This window comes from Amorphoplanes friuliensis DSM 7358 (assembly GCF_000494755.1).
In the GTDB taxonomy this organism is placed as follows: domain Bacteria; phylum Actinomycetota; class Actinomycetes; order Mycobacteriales; family Micromonosporaceae; genus Actinoplanes; species Actinoplanes friuliensis.
Genome location: NC_022657.1, coordinates 3275910 through 3297124, shown reverse-complemented (window position 1 = coordinate 3297124; position 21215 = coordinate 3275910). Strand labels below are relative to the sequence as shown.

At 70.0% G+C, this 21215-nt stretch carries 22 protein-coding genes; 17 read left to right on the top strand and 5 right to left on the bottom strand.

Annotated elements, in window-relative coordinates; translation table 11 throughout:
* The first annotated feature begins 32 nt into the window (after nucleotides 1-32).
* The 6 genes from AFR_RS45080 to AFR_RS15370 all read left to right on the top strand — a co-directional run bounded on the left by AFR_RS45080 (nucleotide 33) and on the right by AFR_RS15370 (nucleotide 7098).
* Nucleotides 33-1328, top strand: a complete 1296-nt coding sequence (locus AFR_RS45080) for an ABC transporter substrate-binding protein (protein WP_023361403.1) — start codon at nucleotides 33-35, stop codon at nucleotides 1326-1328.
* Complete coding sequence (locus tag AFR_RS15390; RefSeq protein ID WP_023361402.1) at nucleotides 1325-2188, top strand: carbohydrate ABC transporter permease; 864 nt, start codon at nucleotides 1325-1327, stop codon at nucleotides 2186-2188. Before AFR_RS45080 ends, AFR_RS15390 begins: the two co-directional genes overlap by 4 nt.
* Complete coding sequence (locus AFR_RS15385) at nucleotides 2185-3006, top strand: carbohydrate ABC transporter permease (protein ID WP_023361401.1); 822 nt, start codon at nucleotides 2185-2187, stop codon at nucleotides 3004-3006. The genes AFR_RS15390 and AFR_RS15385 overlap by 4 nt, the downstream gene beginning before the upstream one ends.
* Nucleotides 3003-5735 (top strand): glycoside hydrolase family 2 protein, encoded by a 2733-nt coding sequence (locus tag AFR_RS47825; RefSeq protein ID WP_023361400.1) that lies wholly within the window; start codon nucleotides 3003-3005, stop codon nucleotides 5733-5735. The genes AFR_RS15385 and AFR_RS47825 overlap by 4 nt, the downstream gene beginning before the upstream one ends.
* A gap of 12 nt (nucleotides 5736-5747) precedes the next feature.
* Nucleotides 5748-6749 (top strand): glycosyl hydrolase, encoded by a 1002-nt coding sequence (locus tag AFR_RS15375; protein WP_023361399.1) that lies wholly within the window; start codon nucleotides 5748-5750, stop codon nucleotides 6747-6749.
* A gap of 61 nt (nucleotides 6750-6810) precedes the next feature.
* Nucleotides 6811-7098 (top strand): hypothetical protein, encoded by a 288-nt coding sequence (locus tag AFR_RS15370; RefSeq protein ID WP_023361398.1) that lies wholly within the window; start codon nucleotides 6811-6813, stop codon nucleotides 7096-7098.
* An 8-nt stretch (nucleotides 7099-7106) separates the two neighbouring features.
* On the opposite strand, the gene AFR_RS15365 is transcribed toward AFR_RS15370, so the two are convergent.
* A complete protein-coding gene (locus tag AFR_RS15365) occupies nucleotides 7107-7508 on the bottom strand; it encodes a winged helix-turn-helix transcriptional regulator (RefSeq protein WP_041840890.1) in 402 nt (133 codons plus the stop codon).
* Between the two features lie 54 nt (nucleotides 7509-7562).
* On the opposite strand from AFR_RS15365, the gene AFR_RS15360 reads away from it, so the two are divergent.
* Nucleotides 7563-8363 (top strand): alpha/beta fold hydrolase, encoded by an 801-nt coding sequence (locus AFR_RS15360; RefSeq protein ID WP_023361396.1) that lies wholly within the window; start codon nucleotides 7563-7565, stop codon nucleotides 8361-8363.
* A gap of 59 nt (nucleotides 8364-8422) precedes the next feature.
* On the opposite strand, the gene katG is transcribed toward AFR_RS15360, so the two are convergent.
* On the bottom strand, nucleotides 8423-10696 hold the full coding sequence (gene katG / locus AFR_RS15355; protein ID WP_023361395.1) for a catalase/peroxidase HPI: 2274 nt from the start codon (nucleotides 10694-10696) through the stop codon (nucleotides 8423-8425).
* The gene (locus AFR_RS15350) at nucleotides 10693-11148 is read right to left on the bottom strand and encodes a Fur family transcriptional regulator (protein WP_023361394.1); all 456 of its coding nucleotides are present in this window, start codon (nucleotides 11146-11148) and stop codon (nucleotides 10693-10695) included. Before AFR_RS15350 ends, katG begins: the two co-directional genes overlap by 4 nt.
* 244 nt (nucleotides 11149-11392) lie before the next feature.
* Between AFR_RS15350 and AFR_RS15345 the strand changes: the two genes are divergently transcribed.
* Nucleotides 11393-11626 (top strand): hypothetical protein, encoded by a 234-nt coding sequence (locus AFR_RS15345; protein ID WP_148307967.1) that lies wholly within the window; start codon nucleotides 11393-11395, stop codon nucleotides 11624-11626.
* A gap of 24 nt (nucleotides 11627-11650) precedes the next feature.
* On the opposite strand, the gene AFR_RS46765 is transcribed toward AFR_RS15345, so the two are convergent.
* Complete coding sequence (locus tag AFR_RS46765) at nucleotides 11651-11827, bottom strand: hypothetical protein (RefSeq protein WP_158510549.1); 177 nt, start codon at nucleotides 11825-11827, stop codon at nucleotides 11651-11653.
* Nucleotides 11828-12019: 192 nt separating this feature from the next.
* Here AFR_RS46765 and AFR_RS15340 point away from each other — a divergent pair, with 192 nt between their 5' ends.
* The 8 genes from AFR_RS15340 to AFR_RS15305 all read left to right on the top strand — a co-directional run bounded on the left by AFR_RS15340 (nucleotide 12020) and on the right by AFR_RS15305 (nucleotide 18855).
* Nucleotides 12020-12550, top strand: a complete 531-nt coding sequence (locus AFR_RS15340) for a SigE family RNA polymerase sigma factor (RefSeq protein ID WP_023361392.1) — start codon at nucleotides 12020-12022, stop codon at nucleotides 12548-12550.
* Nucleotides 12547-13770, top strand: a complete 1224-nt coding sequence (locus AFR_RS15335) for a hypothetical protein (protein ID WP_023361391.1) — start codon at nucleotides 12547-12549, stop codon at nucleotides 13768-13770. Before AFR_RS15340 ends, AFR_RS15335 begins: the two co-directional genes overlap by 4 nt.
* Nucleotides 13771-13837: 67 nt before the next feature.
* Complete coding sequence (locus AFR_RS15330) at nucleotides 13838-14737, top strand: AraC family transcriptional regulator (protein ID WP_023361390.1); 900 nt, start codon at nucleotides 13838-13840, stop codon at nucleotides 14735-14737.
* Nucleotides 14738-14885: 148 nt separating this feature from the next.
* Nucleotides 14886-15191 carry a putative quinol monooxygenase gene (locus AFR_RS15325; protein ID WP_023361389.1) on the top strand — a complete coding sequence of 102 codons (306 nt, stop codon included), beginning with the start codon at nucleotides 14886-14888 and terminating at the stop codon, nucleotides 15189-15191.
* A gap of 32 nt (nucleotides 15192-15223) precedes the next feature.
* Nucleotides 15224-16186: an alpha/beta hydrolase gene (locus AFR_RS15320; protein WP_023361388.1), complete on the top strand. Its 963-nt coding sequence runs from the start codon at nucleotides 15224-15226 to the stop codon at nucleotides 16184-16186.
* Complete coding sequence (locus tag AFR_RS15315; RefSeq protein WP_023361387.1) at nucleotides 16183-16782, top strand: class I SAM-dependent methyltransferase; 600 nt, start codon at nucleotides 16183-16185, stop codon at nucleotides 16780-16782. The genes AFR_RS15320 and AFR_RS15315 overlap by 4 nt, the downstream gene beginning before the upstream one ends.
* A gap of 11 nt (nucleotides 16783-16793) precedes the next feature.
* Entirely contained in the window at nucleotides 16794-18020 is a 1227-nt protein-coding gene (locus AFR_RS15310) for a low temperature requirement protein A (protein WP_158510548.1), read from the top strand.
* Nucleotides 17959-18855, top strand: a complete 897-nt coding sequence (locus AFR_RS15305; RefSeq protein ID WP_023361385.1) for an SMP-30/gluconolactonase/LRE family protein — start codon at nucleotides 17959-17961, stop codon at nucleotides 18853-18855. Before AFR_RS15310 ends, AFR_RS15305 begins: the two co-directional genes overlap by 62 nt.
* A gap of 42 nt (nucleotides 18856-18897) precedes the next feature.
* On the opposite strand, the gene AFR_RS15300 is transcribed toward AFR_RS15305, so the two are convergent.
* Nucleotides 18898-19824 carry a hypothetical protein gene (locus tag AFR_RS15300; RefSeq protein ID WP_023361384.1) on the bottom strand — a complete coding sequence of 309 codons (927 nt, stop codon included), beginning with the start codon at nucleotides 19822-19824 and terminating at the stop codon, nucleotides 18898-18900.
* Between the two features lie 87 nt (nucleotides 19825-19911).
* On the opposite strand from AFR_RS15300, the gene AFR_RS15295 reads away from it, so the two are divergent.
* Entirely contained in the window at nucleotides 19912-21096 is a 1185-nt protein-coding gene (locus tag AFR_RS15295; RefSeq protein WP_023361383.1) for a spore photoproduct lyase family protein, read from the top strand.
* Nucleotides 21097-21215: the final 119 nt, after the last annotated feature.

Here is a 21215-nt window from a genome sequence, read left to right as displayed (position 1 = left end):
CGCAGACGATCGATGAGCGGACGGATATCGGCATGATCAAGAGAAGGAACTTCCTGGGCTCCCTCGCGGCGGTCGCCCTCCTGGCCGGGTGCACCGGCGGCGCGGGCGACGATCCCGCCGACAGCGGTGAGGTGACCGGCGCGATCACGGTCCTGACCAACCGCACCGACCTGGCGACCGGCGCCCTCCCCGCGTACGCGAAGAAGTTCGAGGCGAAGTACCCGGGTACCAAGGTCAGTTTCGAGGCGGTGACCAATTACGAGGGTGACGTGACCACCCAGCTCAGCTCGGGTGACTACGGCGACGTGCTGCTGATCCCCAACACCGTCGCGGTCGGCCAGCTGGCGCAGTTCTTCGAGCCACTGGGCGGCACCGAGGAGCTGAAGGCCAAGTACAGGTTCGTCGACGAGAAGGCCTACGACGGCCAGGTCTACGGCCTGTCGATCGGCGGCGTGGCCAACGGCCTGGTGGTGAACAAGCGCGTCTGGGCGGAAGCCGGCATCACCGCGCCGCCGAAGACACCCGAGGAGTTCCTGGCCGGACTGCAGGCGGTCAAGGCGAAGACGCAGGCGGTGCCGTTCTACACCAACTACAAGGACGGCTGGCCGCTGAGCTTCTTCAACAGCCAGCGGGCGATCCTGGCCGACCCGGCGATCAACGAGAAGTTCCCGGCCGATCCGGCGCCCTGGCAGCCCGGCAAGGTCGAGTACGTCACCGACGGACTGCTCTTCGACCTCGTCCACGCCGGACTGAGCGAGAAGGACCCGCTGACGACCAACTGGGAAGGCTCCAAGCCGATGATCGCCACCGGCAAGGTGGCGACCATGCTGCTCGGCTCGTGGGCCGTTCCGCAGATGCGGGACGCCGCGAAGGCCGCCGGCGCGAACCCGGAGGACATCGCCTTCTGGCCGTTCCCGGTGCAGACCGGCGGCAAGTTCCACTCCCGCATCGAGGGCGACTACAAGGCCGGGGTCAGCAAGTCCTCGGAGAACAAGGCCACCGCGCGGGCGTGGCTCGACTGGTTCGTGACCGAGTCGGGCTTCGCCGCCGACCAGCAGGCCATCCCCCCGGCCGTCGGGCAGCCGCTGCCGAGGGCACTGCAGGACTTCCAGGACACCGGTGTCGAGCTGGTCGAGCTGCCGGCCGCGACCACCAACGCCGGCAAGGAGGACCAGATCATCAAGGAGTCCGAGATCGACCTGGCCGGCAACATCTACCGGCAGAAGCTCGTCGACATCGCCCGCGGTGCGGCCAAGGGTGACAAGGACTCCTACTTCGCCGAGCTGAACGAGCGGTGGGGCAAGGCGCAGGCACAGGTCATGAAGTGAGGGGCCGGAACGCCCACTGGTTCTATCTCGCCCCCGCGCTGGCCCTGCTGATCACCTTCACCTACGTCCCGGTCGGGAACATGGTCTGGTACAGCTTCCACCAGTGGGACGGGTTGGACCCGGTCATGGAGCCGGCGGGCCTCGACAACTACGTCCGTGTCTTCACCGACGAGCGGTACTGGCGGGTCTTCCTGATCAGCCTCTACTACTTCGTGGCGTCGTTCGCGCAGATCGCGATCGCCCTGTACTTCGCGGTCGTCCTGTCGTTCAGCACCCGGTTCCGCAACCTGTTCAAGGGCATCCTCTTCTTCCCGTACCTGCTCAACGGGGTCGCGGTGGGGTTCGTTTTCCTCTATCTCTTCCAGCCGGACGGCACTCTCGACAGTGTCCTCAGACTGGTCGGCCTGGGCGGGCACACGCAGTACTGGCTGGGTGATCCGGACGTCGCGAACATCTCGCTGGCCGGCACGTCGGTGTGGCGGTTCACGGGGCTCAGCTTCGTGCTGTTCCTGGGCGCGATCCAGTCCATCCCGGGCGAGATCTACGAGGCTGCGGACCTCGACGGCGCCAACCGGTGGCACCAGTTCCGCTTCATCATCGCGCCGGGGATCCGCCGCATCATCAGCCTGTCCTTCATCCTGGCGATCTCCGGCAGCCTGGCGGTCTTCGAGATCCCGTTCATCATGACCGGCGGCGCGAACGGCACGCGCACCTTTGTCATCCAGGCCTACGAGACGGCGTTCCAATTCCGGCAGATCGGGCTCGCCTCCGCAATGGCCGTGGTCCTGCTGCTGATCGTCCTGCTGGTCACCTGGATCCAGCGCCGGCTGCTGCCCGACGAGGAGGTGACCCTGACGTGACCCACCTGGCCCGCTCCGCGAAGTACGCCTCCCTGATCCTCGCCTCGCTGGTGGTGCTCGTCCCGCTGGTCGTGGTCCTCTTCGCAGCGTTCAAGACGCACAGCGAATACACCACCTCCGGACCGCTGACGCCGCCGCGCAACTGGCTCAACTTCGACAACTTCGCGACCGCCTGGACCAACGGCAACATGCTGCGAGGCTTCTGGAACACCACGGTCATCCTGGTGGTCTCGCTGACCGGGACTGTTGCGGTTGGCACCCTGGCCGCGTACGCGATCAGCCGCTTCTCGTTCCGCCTGAAGCGTCTGGTGCTGGGCTCGTTCCTGGTCGCCGCGCTCGTCCCCGGGGTGACAACGCAGGTGGCGACGTACCAGATCGTGAAGTCGATGGGGCTGGTGAACACCCCGTGGTCGGCGATCGTGCTGTTCCTCGGCACCGACATCGTGTCGATCTACATCTTCATCCAGTTCATGGAGTCGATCCCGCGCAGCCTCGACCAGGCCGCACTGATCGACGGCGCAAACCGCTTCACGGTCTACCGGCGGATCATCCTCCCGCTGATGCGCCCGGCGATCGCCACCGTGGTGATCATCAAGGGCATCGCGATCTACAACGAGTTCTACATCCCGTTCCTCTACCTGCGATCCCCCGACCTGAACGTCATCTCGACGGCGCTGTTCCGCTTCAAGGGCCCCTACGGCGCGCAGTGGGAGACCATCGCCGCCTGCACCATGATCGTCATCCTGCCGACCGTCGTGATCTTCCTGCTGCTCCAGCGCTTCATCTACAACGGCATCACCGAAGGAGCCACCAAATGATCAAGGTCGCAGACCTGGGCGGGGCGTGGACGCTGAGCGGGCCGTCGCTGAGCGGGCCGTCGCTCAGTGGGCCGGCGCTCAGTGGGCCGGCGCTCAGTGGGCCGTCGCTCGGGGACGAGGGCCTTCCGGCGGTCGTTCCTGGGTGCGTGCATGTCGATCTGATGAACGCCGGTCGGCTCGACGACCCGTTCCTGGACGACAACGAGAAGGCCGCGGCCTGGGTGGGTCGCGCCGACTGGACCTACACCCGCGACATCAGCTGGGACGGGCCCCGGCCCGAGCGCATCGACCTGGTCTTCGACGGCCTCGACACGGTCGCGGACATCTCGCTCGGCGGGGTGGCGCTCGGATCCACCCGCAACATGCACCGCAGCTACCGCTTCGACGTCACCTCCCTGGTCGGCGCGGATCCGGTGCCGCTCGAGGTCCGGTTCACCTCCGCCTACACCGAGGCCGAGGCGGTACGGACACAGCTCGGCCCCCGGCCCAACGCGTACCCCGAGCCGTTCAACTACGTCCGCAAGATGGCCTGCAGCTTCGGCTGGGACTGGGGTCCGACGCTGGTCACGGCGGGCATCTGGCGCCCGGTGCGCCTCGAGGGCTGGAGCACGGCGCGACTCGGGTCGGTGCGTGCGCTCACCACGTACCGGGACGGGGTCGGTGTCCTTGACCTTGATGTTGACCTGGAACGCACTCAGGCCCGGCCGCTGCGGCTGCGGGTGCTGCTCGACGGCCGCGAACTCGCGGTGGTGCCCGTGCCGGGTGAACGAAGGCCCGACTTCAAGGAAGTTGTGCCCGGGCAGGCTGAGCGACAGCCCGACTTCAAGGAAGTTGGGCCTGGGCAGGCAGAGCGACAGCCCGACTTCAACGAAGTTGGGCCCGGACAGGACGAGCGACAGCCCAACTTCAACGAAGTTGGGCCTGTGCCGGATGAGCGAAGGCCCAACTTCAAGGAAGTCGGGCCCGGGCAGGGCGAGCGAAGGCCCAACTTCAAGGAAGTCGGGCCTGAGCCGAGCGAGCCCATGGGCAACTTCAAGGAAATTGGGCCCGGGCAGGCCGAGCGACAGCCCGACTTCAAGGAAGTTGGGCCTGTGCGGATCGACGTTCCCGGTGTGCAGCCGTGGAATCCGGGCGCTGCCAACCTCTACGACCTGACCGTTGTGCTGCTCGACGGCGACGGCGACGGCGACCTTGAACTGGACCGCTGGGAACGGCGCACCGGATTCCGTTCCGTCGAGATCGACCGGTCCGGCGACGGCTTCGTGTTCCACGTCAACCAAAAACCCGTCCTGGTCAAGGGCGTCAACTGGATCCCGGACGACATCTTCCCGTCGAGGATGACCCGCGAACGCTACGCCCTGCGGCTCGGGCAGGCGGCCGCGGCCGGTGTGAACATGATCCGGGTCTGGGGCGGCGGCATCTACGAGAGCCGCGACTTCTACGAGGTCTGCGACGAGCTCGGGCTGATGGTGTGGCAGGACTTCCTCTTCGCGTGCGCCTGTTATCCCGAGGAGGAGCCGCTGTACTCCGAAGTGGTCGCCGAGGCCCGCGAGAACGTGAGCAGGCTGTCATCCCACCCGAGCCTGGTCGCGTGGAACGGCAACAACGAGAACCTCTGGCTGTACCGGGCGAGCGGCTGGGACACCGAACCCGGCGGCGACAGCACGTGGGGTGAGAGGTACTACCTCGAGACGCTGCCGGAGATCGTCGCCGAGCTGGATCCGTCGCGGCCGTACATGGCGGGGAGCCCGTGGTCGGGGTCGTGGGAGCACGAGCCGAACTCGCCCGAGCATCAGACGTTCCACTCGTGGGAGGTGTGGAACCGCCAGGACTACGTGCATTATCGCGACTCCACACCGCGGTTCGTGGCCGAGTTCGGCTGGCAGGCGCCGCCGGCGTGGCGCACGCTGCGTGACGCGGTGTCGGACGAGCCGCTGCTGCCGGACTCCCCCGGCGTGCTGCACCACCAGAAAGCCGACGACGGGAACGGCAAACTCGCCCGTGGACTCGCGCCCCACTTCCCCGCGCCGGATTCCGTCGAGGCCTGGCACTACCTGACCCAGCTCAACCAGGTACGCGCGGTGCGTACCGGGATCGCTCATTGGCGGTCGTACTGGCCGCACACCGCGGGGACGATCCTCTGGCAGCTCAACGATCTGTGGCCGGTGACGTCCTGGGCGGCGATCGACGGGGCCGGGCGGTTCAAGCCGCTCTACTTCGCGCTCACGTCGCTCTACGCCGACCGGTTGCTGTCGATCGAGCCGCGTGACGGCGGACTGGTCGTCGCAGTCATGAACGACACCGACGCCCCCTGGGCCGGGTCGCTGGAGATCGCTGCGATGACAACACCGATCTCTGTGTCACCCCGTTCGGTGTCGGTCGTCCCGGTGCCGGCGGACCTGGTGCCGTCCGACTTTCTCGTGGCTCGGCTCGACGACGTGCGCGACGTGTGGTTCGCCGCGGAAACCTCGGGCGACCCGGGGCTGACCGTCACCGCCACCCCGGTGCCCGGCGGCCTCGACGTGCACGTGCGGTCGGCCGGGCTCGCCCGCGACCTTCTCCTCCAGCCCGACCGGATCCACCCCGACGCCGTGGTGGACCGCGGCTTCGTGACCCTGCTTCCCGGCGAGAGCACCACCTTCGCCGTGCGCTGCCCGGCCGAGCTCGACCCCGCCTCGGTCAAGTCCCCCTGGGTCCTCACCGACCTCGCGTCGGTCCTCCATAGTTAGGAGTTCCCCCCGATGAGAGTCCCCCGTCCCGCTCTCGCCCTGAGCACCGCCCTGGTGCTGCTCGGCGCGGGCATGGTCTACAACGCCACGAGCTCGTCGGCGTTCGCGGCCACGTCCCGGACCACCGTCATCAACTACCTGCGGTCGATCAGCGGCACGTCGATCGTCTCCGGCCAGCACAACAAGGAACCCGCAACCTCCCCCGGCCAGTACACCCAGCAGGTTCACGACGTCACCGGCCAGTGGCCCGGCCTGTGGGGCGGCGACATGATGTTCCGCGCCGACGACGTCAACAACCGGCAGCGGGTCGTCGACCAGGCCAAGACAGAGTGGCGCAACGGTTCGATGGTCGCGCTGACCTGGCACGCCTGCTCCCCCACGGTCGGCCGCACGTGCGAGTTCGAGGGTGGCGTCAAGACCCGCATCACCGACGCCCAGTTCCAGCAGGTCGTCACCGGCGGCACCGCTCTCAACCAGACCTGGCGCGCCCGGATGGCCGAGGTCGTCCCGTACCTGCGGCAGCTCAAGGACGCCGGCGTACCCGTGCTCTGGCGTCCCTTCCACGAGATGAACGAGACCTGGAACTGGTGGGGCGGCCGCCCCGGTGCCAACGGCGGGTCGAAGATCTTCCAGCAGATGAAGGACTACTTCGACAGCCAGGGCCTCGACAACCTGATCTGGGTCTGGAACGTCCAGGACAACCCGGCCGGCGGCTGGTCGTCGTACTACCCCGGCGCCGGCTACGTCGACGTGGCCTCGCTGGACGCCTGGTACAAGAGCTACCCGTCGGCGGCGGACTACCAGCAGCTGCAGACGATCGCCGCGGGCAAGCCGATCGCGATCGCCGAGCTGGGCAAGGCCCCGAACAGCAGCCTGCTGACGAGCCAGCCCCGGTGGGCGTACTTCATGATCTGGTCCGAACAGCTCCGCGGCAGCAACACGAACGCGGAGATCCAGGCCGCGTACTACCACCCCCGCGTCCTCAACCAGGGCGAGGTCCGTATCGGAGGCTGATCACCCTCGCGGGGTCGTCCTTTCCCGGGCGGCCCCGCTCCTCCCTGGCCAGAATGGGCTGATGGAGACCACCGAGGACGGCCACTTCGTCGTCATCAACGGCCGCCGCTGGCGCGCGACCGACCCCGAGATCCCCGAGGACGTGGCCGCCGAGCTCCGCAAGGCACTGATGTCCGCCCGCCGGGACGTCGGCAAGCTGCTGCGCGCGGACGAGGACCCGGCGCCGGCCCGCGCCCGGGTGCAACTGGCGAAGGTCGCCCTCGGCGAACGCGGCACCCCGTGGTGGGACCAGACCCTCCCCCAACGCCGCGAACGCTGGGAGCAGGGCCTGCGCGACCTGCAGGACTGACGCCGGGATCAATCCGGCCGGCGTCGGGCTTCCTCGATGGCTCTGATGTGCTGCTCGGCCCAGGCGCGGACCACGGCCAGCGGCGCGTCCAGGGAGAGGCCGAGGTCGGTGAGCGAGTAGTAGACGCGGGGTGGGACGACGGGGTCGACGCGGCGTTCGACGAGGCCGTCGTGGCGGAGGCTCTGCAGGGTCTGCGACAGCATCTTGTGGGACACGCCGGGCGTGCGGCGGCGCAGCTCCGCGAAGCCGAGTTCGCCCGGGTGCGCCTCGGCCAGGACCTTGACCAGCATCGACGTCCATTTGTCGCCGATGCGGTCGAGCAGCTGCCGGGTCGGGCAGGCCGGGCTGAAGAGGTCGCCGGTTACCCCGGGCTCACCTGGTGACACCGAAGTGCTGTCTTGTCCGGCCATCGCATGATCTCCACCCTTGAGCAGGTAACCGATGGTAACCACCCAGGGGGACACATGGAACTCCGCAGGATCCGGGCGAACGGCACCGAGCTGAACGTCGCGCTGGACGGGGCCGGGCCACCGGTGCTGCTGGTGCACGGCTGGCCGCACACCTGGCAGGTCTGGCAGCTGGTGCTGCCGCTGCTGGCCGGGCGGCGGCGGGTCATCGCGCCGGACCTGCGCGGGCTCGGTGACAGCGCTCGTGCGGCGGGCGGGTTCGATGCCGCGACCGGCGCCGGTGATCTGACCGGGCTGCTCGACGCCCTGGGTGTGGACCGTGCCGACGTCGTGGCCCTCGACGCCGGTGTGCCCGCCGCTTTCCTGCTCGGCGCGCTGCATCCGGACCGGGTTCGGCGCCTGGTGCTGATGGAGGCGACGCTGCCCGGGCTGCCCGGTGGTTTTCCCGCACCGCCGTGGTGGTTCGGCTTCCACGCCGTGCCGGGGCTGGCCGAGACAGTGCTGCAGGGGCACGAGGGCACCTACGTCGACCACTTCCTCCGGACCGGGACGTACGAGCAGCGCGGCGTGCCGCCCGAGATCCGCGAGGCGTTCGTGCGGTCGTACACGGGTCGTGAGGCCTTGAGGTGCGGTTTCGGTTACTACCGGGCGGCGGAGCAGAACGCGGCGGCGATCGTCGCGGCCGGGCGGCTCACCGTGCCCACGGTCGCCGTCGGTGGCAACACGGTCGGCGACCTGCTGCACCGGCAGCTGGTGCCGGTCGCCGACCGGCTGAGCAGTGAGCTGGTTCCGCGCAGCGGGCATCTGGTCCCGCTCGACCGCCCGGACGCCGTTGCCGGACTGCTCCTCGGGGAGTGACTCGACGGGACGAGCCCGGCCGATCAACGGATCGGCCGGGCTCGGTCACACGGGACGGCTCAGGCGAGGTCGAAGCGGTCGAGCTCCATGACCTTCGTCCACGCCTTGACGAAGTCCGCGACGAACTTGCCGCGGGCGTCCTCGCTGGCGTAGACCTCGGCGAGGGCGCGCAGCTGCGAGTTCGAGCCGAAGATGAGGTCGACCGCGGTGGCGGTCCACTTCACCTTGTCGGTGGCCAGGTCGCGGATCTCGTAGACGTGCTCCTCGGACTCCGACGCCTTCCACCGGGTGTCCGGGGAGAGCAGGTTGGTGAAGAAGTCGTTGGTGAGCACACCCGGCCGGTCGGTGAACACGCCGTGCTGGACGCCGCCGACGTTCGCGCCGAGGGAACGCAGGCCGCCGATGAGGACGGTCATCTCGGGCGCGGTCAGGTCCAGCATGTACGCGCGGTCGATCAGCAGAACCTCGGGCTGGGTCTTCTCGCCCGGACGCAGGTAGTTGCGGAAGGCCTCGGCGCGGGGCTCGAGGACCTTGAACGACTCGACGTCGGTCTGCTCCTGGGTGGCGTCGGTGCGGCCGGCACGGAACGGCACGGTCACCTCGACACCGGCGTCGCGGGCTGCCTTCTCGACGGCGGCCGATCCGGCCAGCACGATCAGGTCGGCGAGCGAGATCTGCGCGCCGCCCGCGGCGTTGAACTCCTGCTGGATGCCCTCGAGCGCGGTCAGGACCGTCGCGAGCTGCTCGGGCTGGTTGACCTCCCAGCTGCGCTGCGGCTCGAGACGGATGCGGGCGCCGTTGGCACCGCCACGCTTGTCGGTCGAGCGGAAGCTTGCGGCGGAGGACCAGGCGGTGGTGATCAGCTGCGCGGTCGTGAGACCGGACTCGAGCACCTTGGCCTTGAGGGCGGCGACGTCGGCGTCACCCACGAGGGCACCGCTGACGGCCGGCACCGGGTCCTGCCACAGCTGCGGCTCGGCGACCCACGGTCCGAGGAAGCGGCTGACCGGACCCATGTCGCGGTGCAGCAGCTTGTACCAGGCCTTGGCGAAGGCCAGCGCGAACTCGTCGGGGTTCTCCAGGAACCGGCGGGAGATCTTCTCGTACGTCGGGTCGAAGCGCAGCGACAGGTCGGTCGTGAGCATCGTCGGCTTGTGCTTCTTCGCCGCGTCGTACGCGTCCGGGATGATCGCGTCGGCGTCCTTGGCGACCCACTGCTTCGCGCCGCCGGGGCTGGTGGAGAGCTCCCACTCGTACCCGAAGAGGATCTCGAAGAAGCGGTTGCTCCACTGCGTCGGCTTGTCGGTCCAGGTGACCTCGAGCCCGCTGGTGATCGTGTCGGGGCCCTTGCCGGTGCCGTAGGTGCTCAGCCAGCCGAGGCCCTGCTTGTCGATCTCGGCGCCCTCGGGCTCCGGGCCGACGTGGCCGTCGGCGGGGCCGGCGCCGTGGGTCTTGCCGAAGGTGTGACCACCGGCGATGAGCGCGACGGTCTCCTCGTCGTTCATCGCCATCCGGGCGAAGGTCTCCCGGATGAAGTGGGCTGCCGCCCGGAAGTCACCGCTGCCGCGGGGGCCTTCGGGGTTGACGTAGATGAGGCCCATCTCCGTCGCGCCGACGTCCTCGGCCATCTTGTCGTCGGAGACGTACCGCTCGTCACCGAGCCAGGCGTCCTCGGGGCCCCAGAAGATCTCCTCGGGCTCCCAGACGTCGACGCGGCCGAAACCGAAGCCGAAGGTCTTGAAGCCCATCGACTCCAGGGCGACGTTGCCGCCGAGCACGAGCAGGTCGGCCCAGGAGATCGACTGGCCGTACTTCTGCTTGACCGGCCACAGCAGACGCCGGGCCTTGTCGAGGTTGGCGTTGTCGGGCCAGCTGTTGAGCGGCGCGAACCGCTGCCCGCCGTCACCGGCGCCACCGCGGCCGTCCTGGATGCGGTAGGTGCCCGCGGCGTGCCAGCTCATGCGGATCATGAGGCCGCCGTAGTGACCGAAGTCGGCCGGCCACCAGTCCTGCGACGTGGTCAGGACGGTGGTGATGTCCCGCTTGACGGCCTCGACGTCGAGCTTGGCGAACTCCTTGGCGTAGCTGAAGTCCGGGCCGAGGGGGTTGCCCTTGTCGGAGTGCGCGTGCAGCACCGAGAGGTCGAGCTGGTTGGGCCACCAGTCGCGGTTGGTGTGCGGACGCCCGCCGGTCTTCGGGGTCGGCGAGTCGATCGCGGGGTTCTCGCTCTCGCTGCCGTGCGCGGTCACCGAGTCGTGCGCGACCGGGCAGCCGGCCTCCGCCTTCTTGTCCACGCCCTGCGCGCTGGCGGGGTTGTCCTGGGTGTCGCTCATTTGTTTCCTTCCGAGCTGGCGGGCCATGAGGTCATGCGGGTGGTCGCGCAGCCGGGGCAGGTGCCCCAGTAGACGACCTCCGCCTCGTCGACCACAAAACCGTGGTCGTCCGAGGCAGTGAGACAGGGAGCGTGACCGACCGTGCAGTCGACGTCGGCGATCGCACCGCACGAGCGGCAGACGACGTGGTGATGGTTGTCCTCCACCCGCGACTCGTAGCGCGCGGTGGCACCGGCCGGCTGGATCCGCCGCACCAGACCGGAGTCGGTGAGCGCACGCAGCACGTCGTAGACCGTCTGGTGGGAGACTGTCGGCTGACCGGCCCGCACCAGCTCGATCACCCTGTCGGTGTCGACGTGCGGATGGTCACGCAGCGCGGCGAGCACCGCCAGCCGCGGCCGGGTCACGCGCAACGAGACCGCTCGAAGTTGTGCCTCGAAGTCGGACGTCACCGGACCAACATAGTCGACTTTTCTGGAACAATTCAAGTTTGGCCGAGACAAGAACCTTTCCCGTACGCCTCACCGACGCTCCGCCCCCACCCGGCGACCTCACCTGTCACTCCAGGCCGTGCGGCCCCTGCCGGGCTGACCTGCCTGGTCGGGCTTCACCCGACAAAGCTCGATAAGTGCACCCGCAGCTCCCGCGATGACCGACGATGATCGGGCACCGCACGCCGCCCAGGGAGCCGCCGCCATGGAAACCCGACCGCTACCGGCCCCGGCCGTGGACCTCTCGGTCTTCGTGCTCGCCACCGTCGACGACCACATCGCCGCGTTCGAGCGCATCCGCGGTCACCTCTCGGCGGGCCGCCCGATCGGCGCCGGCCACCGGCTGACCCTCGCCGCCGACAGCGTGGCGCTCGCCGCGCAGTACGTCAGCCGGATGAGCAGCGCCCTCGAACTCCCCCCGGCCGACCGGGCCGACTGACCCGCGGCCTCGGACGGGCGCTCGTCACGACCAGGTCAACGCGACACCGACAGCGGCGCTCACGACAACAGCGGCGCTCAGGGCCAGCGCCCCCACTGTCAGCCGGTTACGCCGCTTCTCGTGCCGTGTGGGCGATCTGTCCTGCGCAAGCCAGGTCGTGGTTCCGAACAGCAGGAGGACAACCACCTCTGCGACGATCATCGCCGTCACCTTTCGTCGCGATTTTGTTGCTCCCAGTGTGGTGAAGACGGCCGGTGGCCACCTGCTGATCGGGATGAACAGTGGGCGAAGCCCGGTGGACGCACCGTTTTCCGAACCCGCGTGACGACGCGTGCAACCCTTCTGACGGCCGGGCGCGACTGAGGAGTGAATGCGGCCGGTGAAGGGAGCGGGATGCGGCCCGAGCAGGAACGGGAATACATCGAGTACGTCAGCGGGCGATTGCACAGCCTGCACCGCACGGCGTACATGCTCTGCGGTGACGCGCACCGGGCGGACGACATCGTCCAGGCGACGCTGACGTCGCTCTACGTGCAGTGGAAGCGGGTCACCGCGGCTGACAACGTCGACGCGTACGTGCACACCATCCTGGTCCGGCGTTACCTGGACGAGCGGCGGCTGCGCTGGTCACGCGTCCGTCTGAGTGACGCCCCGGTGCAGGCGGCCACCGCCGACTCGGCGGATCACGGGCTCGCCGAGCGGGAAGAGCTGATCACAGCGTTGCGGGCGTTGCCGAAGGGGCAGCGGGCCGTCGTGGTGCTGCGCTACTTCGGCGATCTGTCGGTCGAAGCCACCGCGGAGGCACTCAAGTGCTCCGTGGGCAACGTCAAGAGCCAGTGTGCGCGGGGGCTGGCGACTCTGCGAGCGGCGCTTCACCAGGAAGGCCACGTCGGCACCGTACAGGGAATGAGGGACGCATCATGATCAGCGAGAACGACCTGCGGGACCGGCTGGACGCCGTCGACGTGCCCCCGACCGGGCTGCGGGTGGAGACGCTGGTCGCCCAGGGGCGCAAGCGGGTCCTGCAGCGGCGCACGGTGCGGGCTGCCTGCGGGGTGGCGCTGGCGACCGGGTTGCTGGTCGGGGTGCCGTCGGTGCTGCTCAACCCCGGCGGCGGCGGGACGACGAACCCGATCGGTGACGAGCCGGCGTCCAGCGCGTCGGCGGAGGGGCCGCGGGAGCCGACGGCGGTTCCGGGGCTGCCGACCGTGCGGTGTGCCGGGAAGATGCTGGCGGTGCCGGCGGGGATGACCACGGTGCAGCCCGTGGCGGTGGACACGAGCGGCCGGTACATCGTCGGGAACGACGTACGCATGAGTGAGCTCGACACCCCAGAGGGCAAGGTGGCCGGTGTCGGTGACTCCCAGGCGATCCTGTGGACCGACGGCACCCCGCAGGCCCTGCCCAAACTGGGTGACTGGGTCTCGGCGTCCGCGGTCAACGCCGACGGTGTGGTGGCGGCCATCGCCGGCCCCAAGGACAAGTGGGCCGACGCCGTCATCCGTTACACCGGGGGTGTCCCGCACAAGCTGACCCCGCTCACGGGCAAGTGGACCTTCGAATCGGCCGAGATCAACACGGCCGGTGACATCGTCGCCAACGCCACCCGTCAGAGCACCGCCGGCAATCGCATCGACGCCGTCATGCTCTGGAAAGCCGGCGCGCAGACGGCCACCAAGCTGCCGCTGCCCCTCGGCGCCGAGGCCCGCAGCATCCTCGACGACGACCGGATCGTCGGTGTCCTGGCCAAGGGCTCGCAGATCTCGGACCTGAATTCCTACGTCTGGACCCCGCAGGGCAAGGGCACCAAGCTCGAGAACCCCCAGGGCCAGAACGGTTCCGTGTACGAGGCCAGGGGCGACTGGGCCACCGGGAACCTGTGGCCCGCCGGTGCGGTCGCCCGCTGGAACCTCAAGACGGGTGAGGTGACCGAGGTGGCCGTCGACGCCCCCGGCAACAGCATCAACGCCTCGGGGTGGATCGCCTCGGCCGGCACGATCATGCGCGACGACGCCAACGTCGAACTGCAGCTCGCCGACGACGACGTCAAGGGCGAGCCGATCGCGGTCTCGGACACCGGCGTTGTTGTCGGCCTGCCGTTCGACGGCAGCTCCGGCGCCATCAGCTGGAGGTGCGAACGCTGAGTGTGCACTGACCCGGCCGGGCGCCGCTCGATGCGGCACCCGGCCGGCGGGTGCTTCAATCGACCCCATGCCCCTCGACGAACTCCGTGGTCTGCTCGCCCGCCATGCGCGGCCCGACGTCAGCACACCGATCGAGGATGTGCTCATCTTCCGGGCCGACCGCCCGTTCCCGCCCCGGCCGACCACGTACGGGAAGGTCCTGGCTCTGGTCGCCCAGGGCACCAAAAGGTTCGCGCTCGGCGACCGCCTGTACGAGTACCGGGCCGGGCAGTTCCTCGTCGCTTCCGTGGACCTGCCCGTGACGGCGTACTTCAGTGAGGCCGCTCCGGGCCTGCCCGGGCTCGGTGTGGGGCTCAATCTGCACCCGTCCGCCATCGCGGAGATCGTGCTGCAGGCGGGTCCGGGTGACCTGCCCGCGGCCGGGCCGGACACCCCGCCGGGTCTGGCCGTCAGCACCGCCTCCACCGACCTGATCGAGGCCTTCACCCGGCTCGTCCGGCTGCTGGACCAGCCCCGGGACATCGCCGTGCTGGCGCCGCTGATCAAGCGCGAGATCCTCTGGCGGCTGATCACCGGTGACCAGGGGGCGATGCTGCGGCAGTTCGGCCTGCCGGACAGCAATCTGAGTCACGTCGCCCGTGCGGTGCAGTGGATCCGCGACCACTACGCGCAGGCGTTCCGGGTCGAGGACGTCGCGCAGCTGGCGGGCATGAGCGTCTCCGCGTTCCATCGCAACTTCCAGGCCGTGACCGCGATGAGTCCCATCCAGTTCCAGAAGCAGATCCGCCTGCAGCACGCCCGGCTCCTGCTGGCCGCCGACCCCACCGACATCGCCGGTGTCAGCCGCCGTGTCGGGTACGAGAGCCCGTCGCAGTTCAGCCGCGACTACCGGCGGCAGTTCGGCGGTCCGCCCAGCCGCGACGCGGGCCGCTTCCACCGGCGCACCCGGACGGCCGCAGCGGGCTGAGATCGTCCGAAACTGGCGACCTCTTGCTCGATCCTGCCCGCAGGCCCGATCGCGGGTTTTTCGCCATTAGCCTCCCCGGCTGTGGGCAAGTCGATCATTCCCTGGCCGGTACCGGCGGGAGGGCTGCGCCCGGGCGAGGAGACCTTTCATGACCATCGACCACGGCTTCCACGCCACCATGACCGCGCAGCCGGGCCGGGGTGACGAGCTGATCCGCCTGCTGCTCGCGGCGCCGTCGCTGAAGAACGAGGACTGCGTCGTCTTCCTGGTCGGCCGGTCGGCCTCGGACAGCGACGTCGTGCACGTCACCGAGGGCTGGACGACACCGGAGGCGCACAGCGCGTTCTTCGCCACCGCCGAGGCGCAGGCCCTGGTCGCGCAGCTCCAGCCGCTGCTCGCCGGTGAGTCGGTCTACACCGACGAGGTCCCTGTCGGCGGTAAAGCCGCCCTCTGAGCTCCCCCTCCTCCGACGACAGGAACCTGTTCATGACCACGGTCCGGCCCCCGTTCGATCCCGAGCTCGGCGCGCTGCTCGCCGGCCTGCCGCCCGTACCCGCGCTAGACCGCGACATGCTCGCCCAGATCCGCCCCTACTCGCACGTGCCCGTGGAGCCGCTCCTCGAAGGACGCACCGTCGAGCGCCGCGAGGTCACCGTCCCCGCGTCCGACGGCACACCACTCCCCCTGTCGATCTTCAGCCCGGCGGCCGCTGACCGCGTACCCGGGGCGCCCTGTGTCTATTGGTTGCACGGCGGCGGAATGGTGATGGGCGACCGTTTCTCACAGCTCGACATCCCCCTGGAATGGCTCGACCGGTTCGGCGCCGTGGTCGTCACCATCGACTACCGCCTGGCGCCCGAAGTCACCGGCACGACCCTGGTCGACGACGGCTACCAGGGCCTGCGGTGGATCGCCGCGAACGCCGCCGAACTCGGCATCGACCCCGCCCGCATCGTGGTCGCCGGCATCAGCGCCGGTGGTGGTCTGGCCGCCGGGCTCACCCTGATGGCCCGCGACCAAGGCACCCCGGAGATCGCCGCCCAGCTGCTGATCTGTCCCATGCTCGACCACCGCAACGCCACCACCTCCAGCGAGCAGTTCGCCGGCGGGCCGGGCGTGTGGAGCCGCGAGATGAACGCGTTCGGCTGGGAATCGGTGCTCGGCGACAACCCCGGCCGGGCCGTCTCCGGGTACGCCTCACCGGCCGTGGCCGACGACCTCTCGAACCTGCCGCCGACCTACGTCGACGCCGGCACGGCCGAGGTCTTCCGCGACGAGGACGTCGAGTACGCGTCCCGGATCTGGGCGGCGGGCGGACGCGCCGACCTGCACGTCTGGGCCGGCGGGTTCCACGGCTTCGACGCGCTCTTCCCGCAGGCAGGCCTGTCCGAGGCGGCGCGCCGTACGCGTACCGAATGGCTCGCCCGCACCCTGGAAACCGGGCGATGAGGGGCACGTTCCTGCGGGAGTTCCTGCGCGACCCGTTCACGGTCGCCGCCATCGCGCCGAGCAGCGCTTCGCTGGCCACCGTGATCACCTCACCCGTACCGCGGGAGGGCGCACCGGTGGTCGTCGAGCTCGGGCCGGGCACGGGAGCGTTCACCGCCGCCGTCCAGCACCGGCTCACCGGCCGCGGGCACCACCTCGCCGTCGAGGTCAACGAGCGCTTCGCCCGCCCGCTGGCCGCACGCTATCCGCGGCTCGACGTGGCCGTGGCCGACGCCCGCCACCTCCGTGAGGTGCTGGCGGACCGCGGGCACCAGCGGGCGGACGTGATCGTCAGCGGGCTGCCGTGGGTGGCGTTCGCACCGCACCGGCAGGACGACCTGCTGGACGCGGTCACCGGTGTCCTCGCCCCGGGCGGGGTGTTCACGACCTTCGGGTACACGTTCAGCCGCTGGGCTTCGCCGGCCCGCCGCCTGCGGGGTTCGCTGAACGACCGGTTCGAGGAGGTCGTCACCGGCCGGACGGTGTGGGCGAACCTGCCGCCGGCCTTCGTCTACTTCTGCCGCCGCCCCCGCGTGCCGGCTCTCTCCCCCGCCTGAGGAGTTGCCCGGTGGATCGATTACCGCGGGGTGTGCACCCCGCCGGCGAGGACCATCGCGCCACGCCGCTCGAGCTGTTCTTCGACCTCGTGTACGTCTTCGCGACCACGCAGATCATCGGTTACCTGGCCCACGAGCACAGCGTGTCCGGCGTGGTGCAGGGGCTGCTGATGGTGGCGCTGCTGTGGGGGACGTGGTCCGGGTACACGTGGCTGGGCAACCATTCGCGCGCCGACCGGGGTCCGTTGCGGGCCGGGATGGTCGTGGCGATGGCGGCGATGTTCGTGGTCGCCCTGACCATTCCGGAGGCGTGGCACGACGCGCCCGGCGGCCTGCGCGGGCCCGTCGTGCTCGTGTCGGCGTACCTGCTGGTGCGGTGGGTGCACCTCGCGGTGTACGCCGTGGCCGCGACCGGTGACGCCGGGCTGCGACGTCAGATCACGGTGACCTGGATCCCCCTGCTGGGCAGTGCGGGTCTGCTGATCGGCGGGGCGCTCGCCGGCGGGTGGGTCCAGCTGCTGCTGTTCACGCCGGCGCTCGTGGTGGACTGGGCCGGCATCTATCTCACCTCCCGGCACGGGGACTGGCGGCTGCACAGCACCACCCATCTGACCGAGCGGCACGGGCTGTTCGTCATCCTGGCGCTGGGCGAGTCGGTCGTCGCGATCGGTGTCGGCGCCGCGGGCCGTCCGATCAGCCTGTCGCTGGTGGTCGTCGCCGTCCTCGGCGTGGGTGTCGCCGTGTGCTTCTGGTGGCTGTACTTCGACGTGGTCGCGACAAGAGCCGAGCGACGCCTCGCCGGTGCACCCGGTGAGAGCAGAGTCAGGCTGGCCGTCGAGGCGTACACGTACGGGCACTTCCCGCTGATCGCCGGCATCCTGCTCGCCGCGCTGGGTGTCGAGGGTGTGGTCGCCCACGCGGGCGAGAGCACACCGCTGGGGTATTTCTCCGCGTCGGCACTGTTCGGCGGCGCGGCGGTCTACCTGGCCGGACACGTGCTGTTCCAGGCCCGGATGCACCGTTCGCTCGGAGTCACCCGCCTCGTGACCACCGGTGTTCTGCTGGCCGCGGTGCCGCTGGTCGCCGCCGCTCCCCCGATAGTCGGACTGATCGGCCTGGTGACGATCCTGGCCGGGCTCATTACCGTCGAGATCAGCCGAGCCCGGGGAGACGGACATGACACAGATCAAGACGGTGGCCGACGGCTTCCACTTCCTGGAGGCACCGCGCTGGCGTGAGGGCCGGCTCTGGTTCTCCGACTTCTACGGCCTGCAGGTCCACTCGATGCTCCCGGACGGCTCGGACCGCCGGGTCGAGGCCGACGTCCCCGGGCAGCCCGCCGGTCTGGGCTGGCTGCCCGACGGCCGGCTGCTCGTCGTCTCGATGCGCGACCGCAAGCTGCTGCGCCGCGAGGAGGACGGCACCCTGGTCGTCCACGGCGACCTGGGCAACCACGCCACCGGGCACACCAACGACATGGTCGTCGACGCTCAGGGCCGGGCGTACGTCGGCAACTTCGGTTTCGACCTGATGGGCGGCGCTCCGGTGGGAACCGCCGGCCTGCACCGGGTGGATCCCGACGGAACCGTCACGCAGGTGGCCGACGACCTCTGGTTCCCCAACGGCAGTGCCATCACCGCCGGCAACGTGCTCGTCGTGGCGGAGACGTTCGGCAACCGTGTCACCGCGTTCGACCTCACCAGCGAGGGCGAGCTCGTCAACCGGCGGCCCTGGGCGACCTTCGGCCCGCTGCCGCAGAGCCGGAACCTCGGTGACACGCTGGCCGAGCTGTCACTCGCCCCCGACGGCGTCTGCCTCGACGCGGACGGCGGCCTGTGGATCGCCGACGCCCTCGGCAGCCGTCTCGTCCGCGTGCTCGACGACGGGACCATCACCGACGAGATCGAACCGGGCACCCCGGTCTACGCCTGCGCCCTCGGCGGGGACGACGGTGCAACGCTCTTCGCCTGCGCCGCACCGGATTTCCACGAGAGCGCCCGCAAGAACGCCCACGAGGGCCACATGATCGCCATCCGGCTCACCGGTCAGGGACGGCCGTCGGCGGGCAGCTGACGGTCGCCTGGCCGAGGCGCATGCCGTGCAGGTCGGGGTCTGTCACCGCTGGTCGCTCAGGGAGCCGACGGTCCGCGGCAGCCGCCGGGCCACCCCGGCGAGGAGGTCGGCGACCTGCACCCGGGGATCGTCGCGGGAGTCGACGGACACCAGGCCGGCCAGCGGCGACACCCCGGTGTCGTCGGCGAGCGCCTGCTGCAGCCGCCGCAACCTGCCCGCCGTGAGGGCGCTCTGCTCGTCGTGGAAGACCAGGACCCGCCGCTGCCCGGCGCTCCAGAACAGCACCGTCTCGGCCAGCGCCGGGAGCAGCGGTTCCAGGGGCGGCGGCACGGACGGATCGTCGTAGAGACGGTTCAGGACGTGCCACACGTGGGCGCGGTCGAGCTCGTCCTCCCAGGCCGGCGCGGTCTCGGCCAGCGCGTCCCTGGCTTGGAAGAACAGCTCGAAGGAACGGCGGTCGGGCCGGCGGCGGTGCTTGGTCCGGACCATCTCGACGAAGGCCACGAGGAAGGCGTCCCAGGCCGGACCGGCCGCGCGGCCGGCGCGGTGCAGGGTGTGGGCCGCTGCCCGCTGGTCCCCGGTCAGGCTCGTCCCGGCGCCGTAGGACGGCTCGGCCAGGAACAGGTCGACCAGCCGGGTGACCAGGAAGAACTCCTTGTCGACGAGGTGCACGTGCGCCCGCCCGTCCAACGCTGCGACAAACCGGTCCAGCGCCTCACCCGCGTACGGGCCGCGCAGGAACCGCCCCGACTTGAGCTCGTCCGGTGAATAGCCGAACCGCGACCGCAGCTCGTCGATCAGGGCAACGGCCTCGCCCACACCCAGGTCGACACTCGCGTGTGTGATCACCGGGGTGACCGGGTCGAGCAGGTTGGTGCCGGAGAAGCCGGACTCGTCACAGGCGATCTCCACCACGGGCCCGGTCACCGCCCCCACCGGCGGCAGACCACCCTGCAGAGGCTTCGCCATGGCGACCATGCTCGCCCGCGCAGCCGCCCCTGACCACCGAATTGCCGGCGCACGGTAGATCGGTCCAGGTCAGGGTAGTCCTCAGCGGTGCCGCTCACCGGGATCGACCTGAACCAGCCGCTGGCGCCCGCCGCACCGGCAGCACCCCACAGCGCCAGCGGGGAGGCCGCCGCCACCCACGACCTGGCGGCGGTGGCGCCACCCGCGCGCCCGGCCCGGCGATGGACACCGAAACGGGTGGTGGCCACCCCGGCCGCCTACGACCACGCGCACGGCCGGCGGATCATGGAACTGGTCGAGAGCCAGGGCATCGAGGTCGAGCGCCTGCGCAGCAACCGGCTCACCGGTCTGCGCGGCGAGACCGACCGTGAAACGTACGCCCGGGCCAAAGCCACCATGGCGATCGTGGTCAGCCCGCCGTCCCGCCGCAAACTGCAGCCCATCGCACCCAGCGCCGATTGGCGTTTCGACCTGGCCGAGGGCTGCCCGGCGCACTGCCAGTACTGCTATCTCGCCGGCTCACTGTCCGGGCCACCGGTCACCCGCGTGTACGCCGACCTCGACGACATCCTCGCCGGACTGGCCGACTACGAAGGTCGCGGCACCATCACCAGCCGGCGGGACGCTCGCCGCGACGAGGGCACCACGTTCGAGGCGTCCTGCTACACCGACCCGCTGGCCCTGGAGCACCTCACCGGCAGCTGGCGGCGCGCGGTCGAGCACTTCGGCGCCTGGGACGCCCCGGTGCAACTGCGCTGGACCACCAAGTTCGACGACGTGGACACCTTCGTCGGGCTGCCGCACCACGGGCGTACCCGGGTACGGCTCAGTGTGAACTGCAAGCCGGTGACCACCCGGGTCGAGGGCGGCACCAGCCGCCTGGAGGACCGCCTCGCCGCGCTGCGCCGCCTCGCCCGGGACGGCTACCCGGTCGGCGTCACGATCGCCCCGATCATCGCCGTCCCGGACTGGCGCGACCACTACACCGAACTGCTGGACGGCATCGCCGACGCGGTCCGCGACGTCCCCGGCCTGGACCTGACCGCCGAGCTGATCACCCACCGCTTCACCCCGGGCAGCAAGGAGGTGCTGCTGGGCTGGTACCCCCGCACCAAGCTGGAGATGGACGAGGAGTCCCGCAGCCGCAAACACGGCAAGTTCGGCGCGGTGAAGTACGTCTACCCGGCCGCCACCATGGCCGAGCTGCGCACCTTCTTCCACACCGAACTCGCCACCCGCCTGCCGTCCTGCCGCATCCTCTACTGGACCTGACGCCCCCGTATCAGCGATCACCGATCTGCCGGACAGCCTGATCGGGCGACGGCGTGGGTCAGGTTGTCGGCATCGCTTTGCTTCGATGTCGCTCACCATTTCGCCGCCGCCCGCGTTCG

Bases quoted from the DNA above. Each gene is read 5' to 3' on its own strand.
- AFR_RS15335 (WP_023361391.1), top strand. From the start codon at position 12,547: ATGATCAGCGAGAACGACCTGCGGGACCGGCTGGACGCCGTCGACGTG.
- AFR_RS45080 (WP_023361403.1), top strand. From the start codon at position 33: ATGATCAAGAGAAGGAACTTCCTGGGCTCCCTCGCGGCGGTCGCCCTC.
- AFR_RS15375 (WP_023361399.1), top strand. From the start codon at position 5,748: ATGAGAGTCCCCCGTCCCGCTCTCGCCCTGAGCACCGCCCTGGTGCTG.
- AFR_RS15330 (WP_023361390.1), top strand. From the start codon at position 13,838: ATGCCCCTCGACGAACTCCGTGGTCTGCTCGCCCGCCATGCGCGGCCC.
- katG (WP_023361395.1), bottom strand. From the start codon at position 10,696: ATGAGCGACACCCAGGACAACCCCGCCAGCGCGCAGGGCGTGGACAAG.
- AFR_RS15365 (WP_041840890.1), bottom strand. From the start codon at position 7,508: ATGGCCGGACAAGACAGCACTTCGGTGTCACCAGGTGAGCCCGGGGTA.
- AFR_RS15305 (WP_023361385.1), top strand. From the start codon at position 17,959: ATGACACAGATCAAGACGGTGGCCGACGGCTTCCACTTCCTGGAGGCA.
- AFR_RS15340 (WP_023361392.1), top strand. From the start codon at position 12,020: ATGCGGCCCGAGCAGGAACGGGAATACATCGAGTACGTCAGCGGGCGA.
- AFR_RS15325 (WP_023361389.1), top strand. From the start codon at position 14,886: ATGACCATCGACCACGGCTTCCACGCCACCATGACCGCGCAGCCGGGC.
- AFR_RS46765 (WP_158510549.1), bottom strand. From the start codon at position 11,827: ATGATCGTCGCAGAGGTGGTTGTCCTCCTGCTGTTCGGAACCACGACC.
- AFR_RS15360 (WP_023361396.1), top strand. From the start codon at position 7,563: ATGGAACTCCGCAGGATCCGGGCGAACGGCACCGAGCTGAACGTCGCG.
- AFR_RS15370 (WP_023361398.1), top strand. From the start codon at position 6,811: ATGGAGACCACCGAGGACGGCCACTTCGTCGTCATCAACGGCCGCCGC.
- AFR_RS47825 (WP_023361400.1), top strand. From the start codon at position 3,003: ATGATCAAGGTCGCAGACCTGGGCGGGGCGTGGACGCTGAGCGGGCCG.
- AFR_RS15315 (WP_023361387.1), top strand. From the start codon at position 16,183: ATGAGGGGCACGTTCCTGCGGGAGTTCCTGCGCGACCCGTTCACGGTC.
- AFR_RS15345 (WP_148307967.1), top strand. From the start codon at position 11,393: ATGGAAACCCGACCGCTACCGGCCCCGGCCGTGGACCTCTCGGTCTTC.
- AFR_RS15300 (WP_023361384.1), bottom strand. From the start codon at position 19,824: ATGGCGAAGCCTCTGCAGGGTGGTCTGCCGCCGGTGGGGGCGGTGACC.
- AFR_RS15320 (WP_023361388.1), top strand. From the start codon at position 15,224: ATGACCACGGTCCGGCCCCCGTTCGATCCCGAGCTCGGCGCGCTGCTC.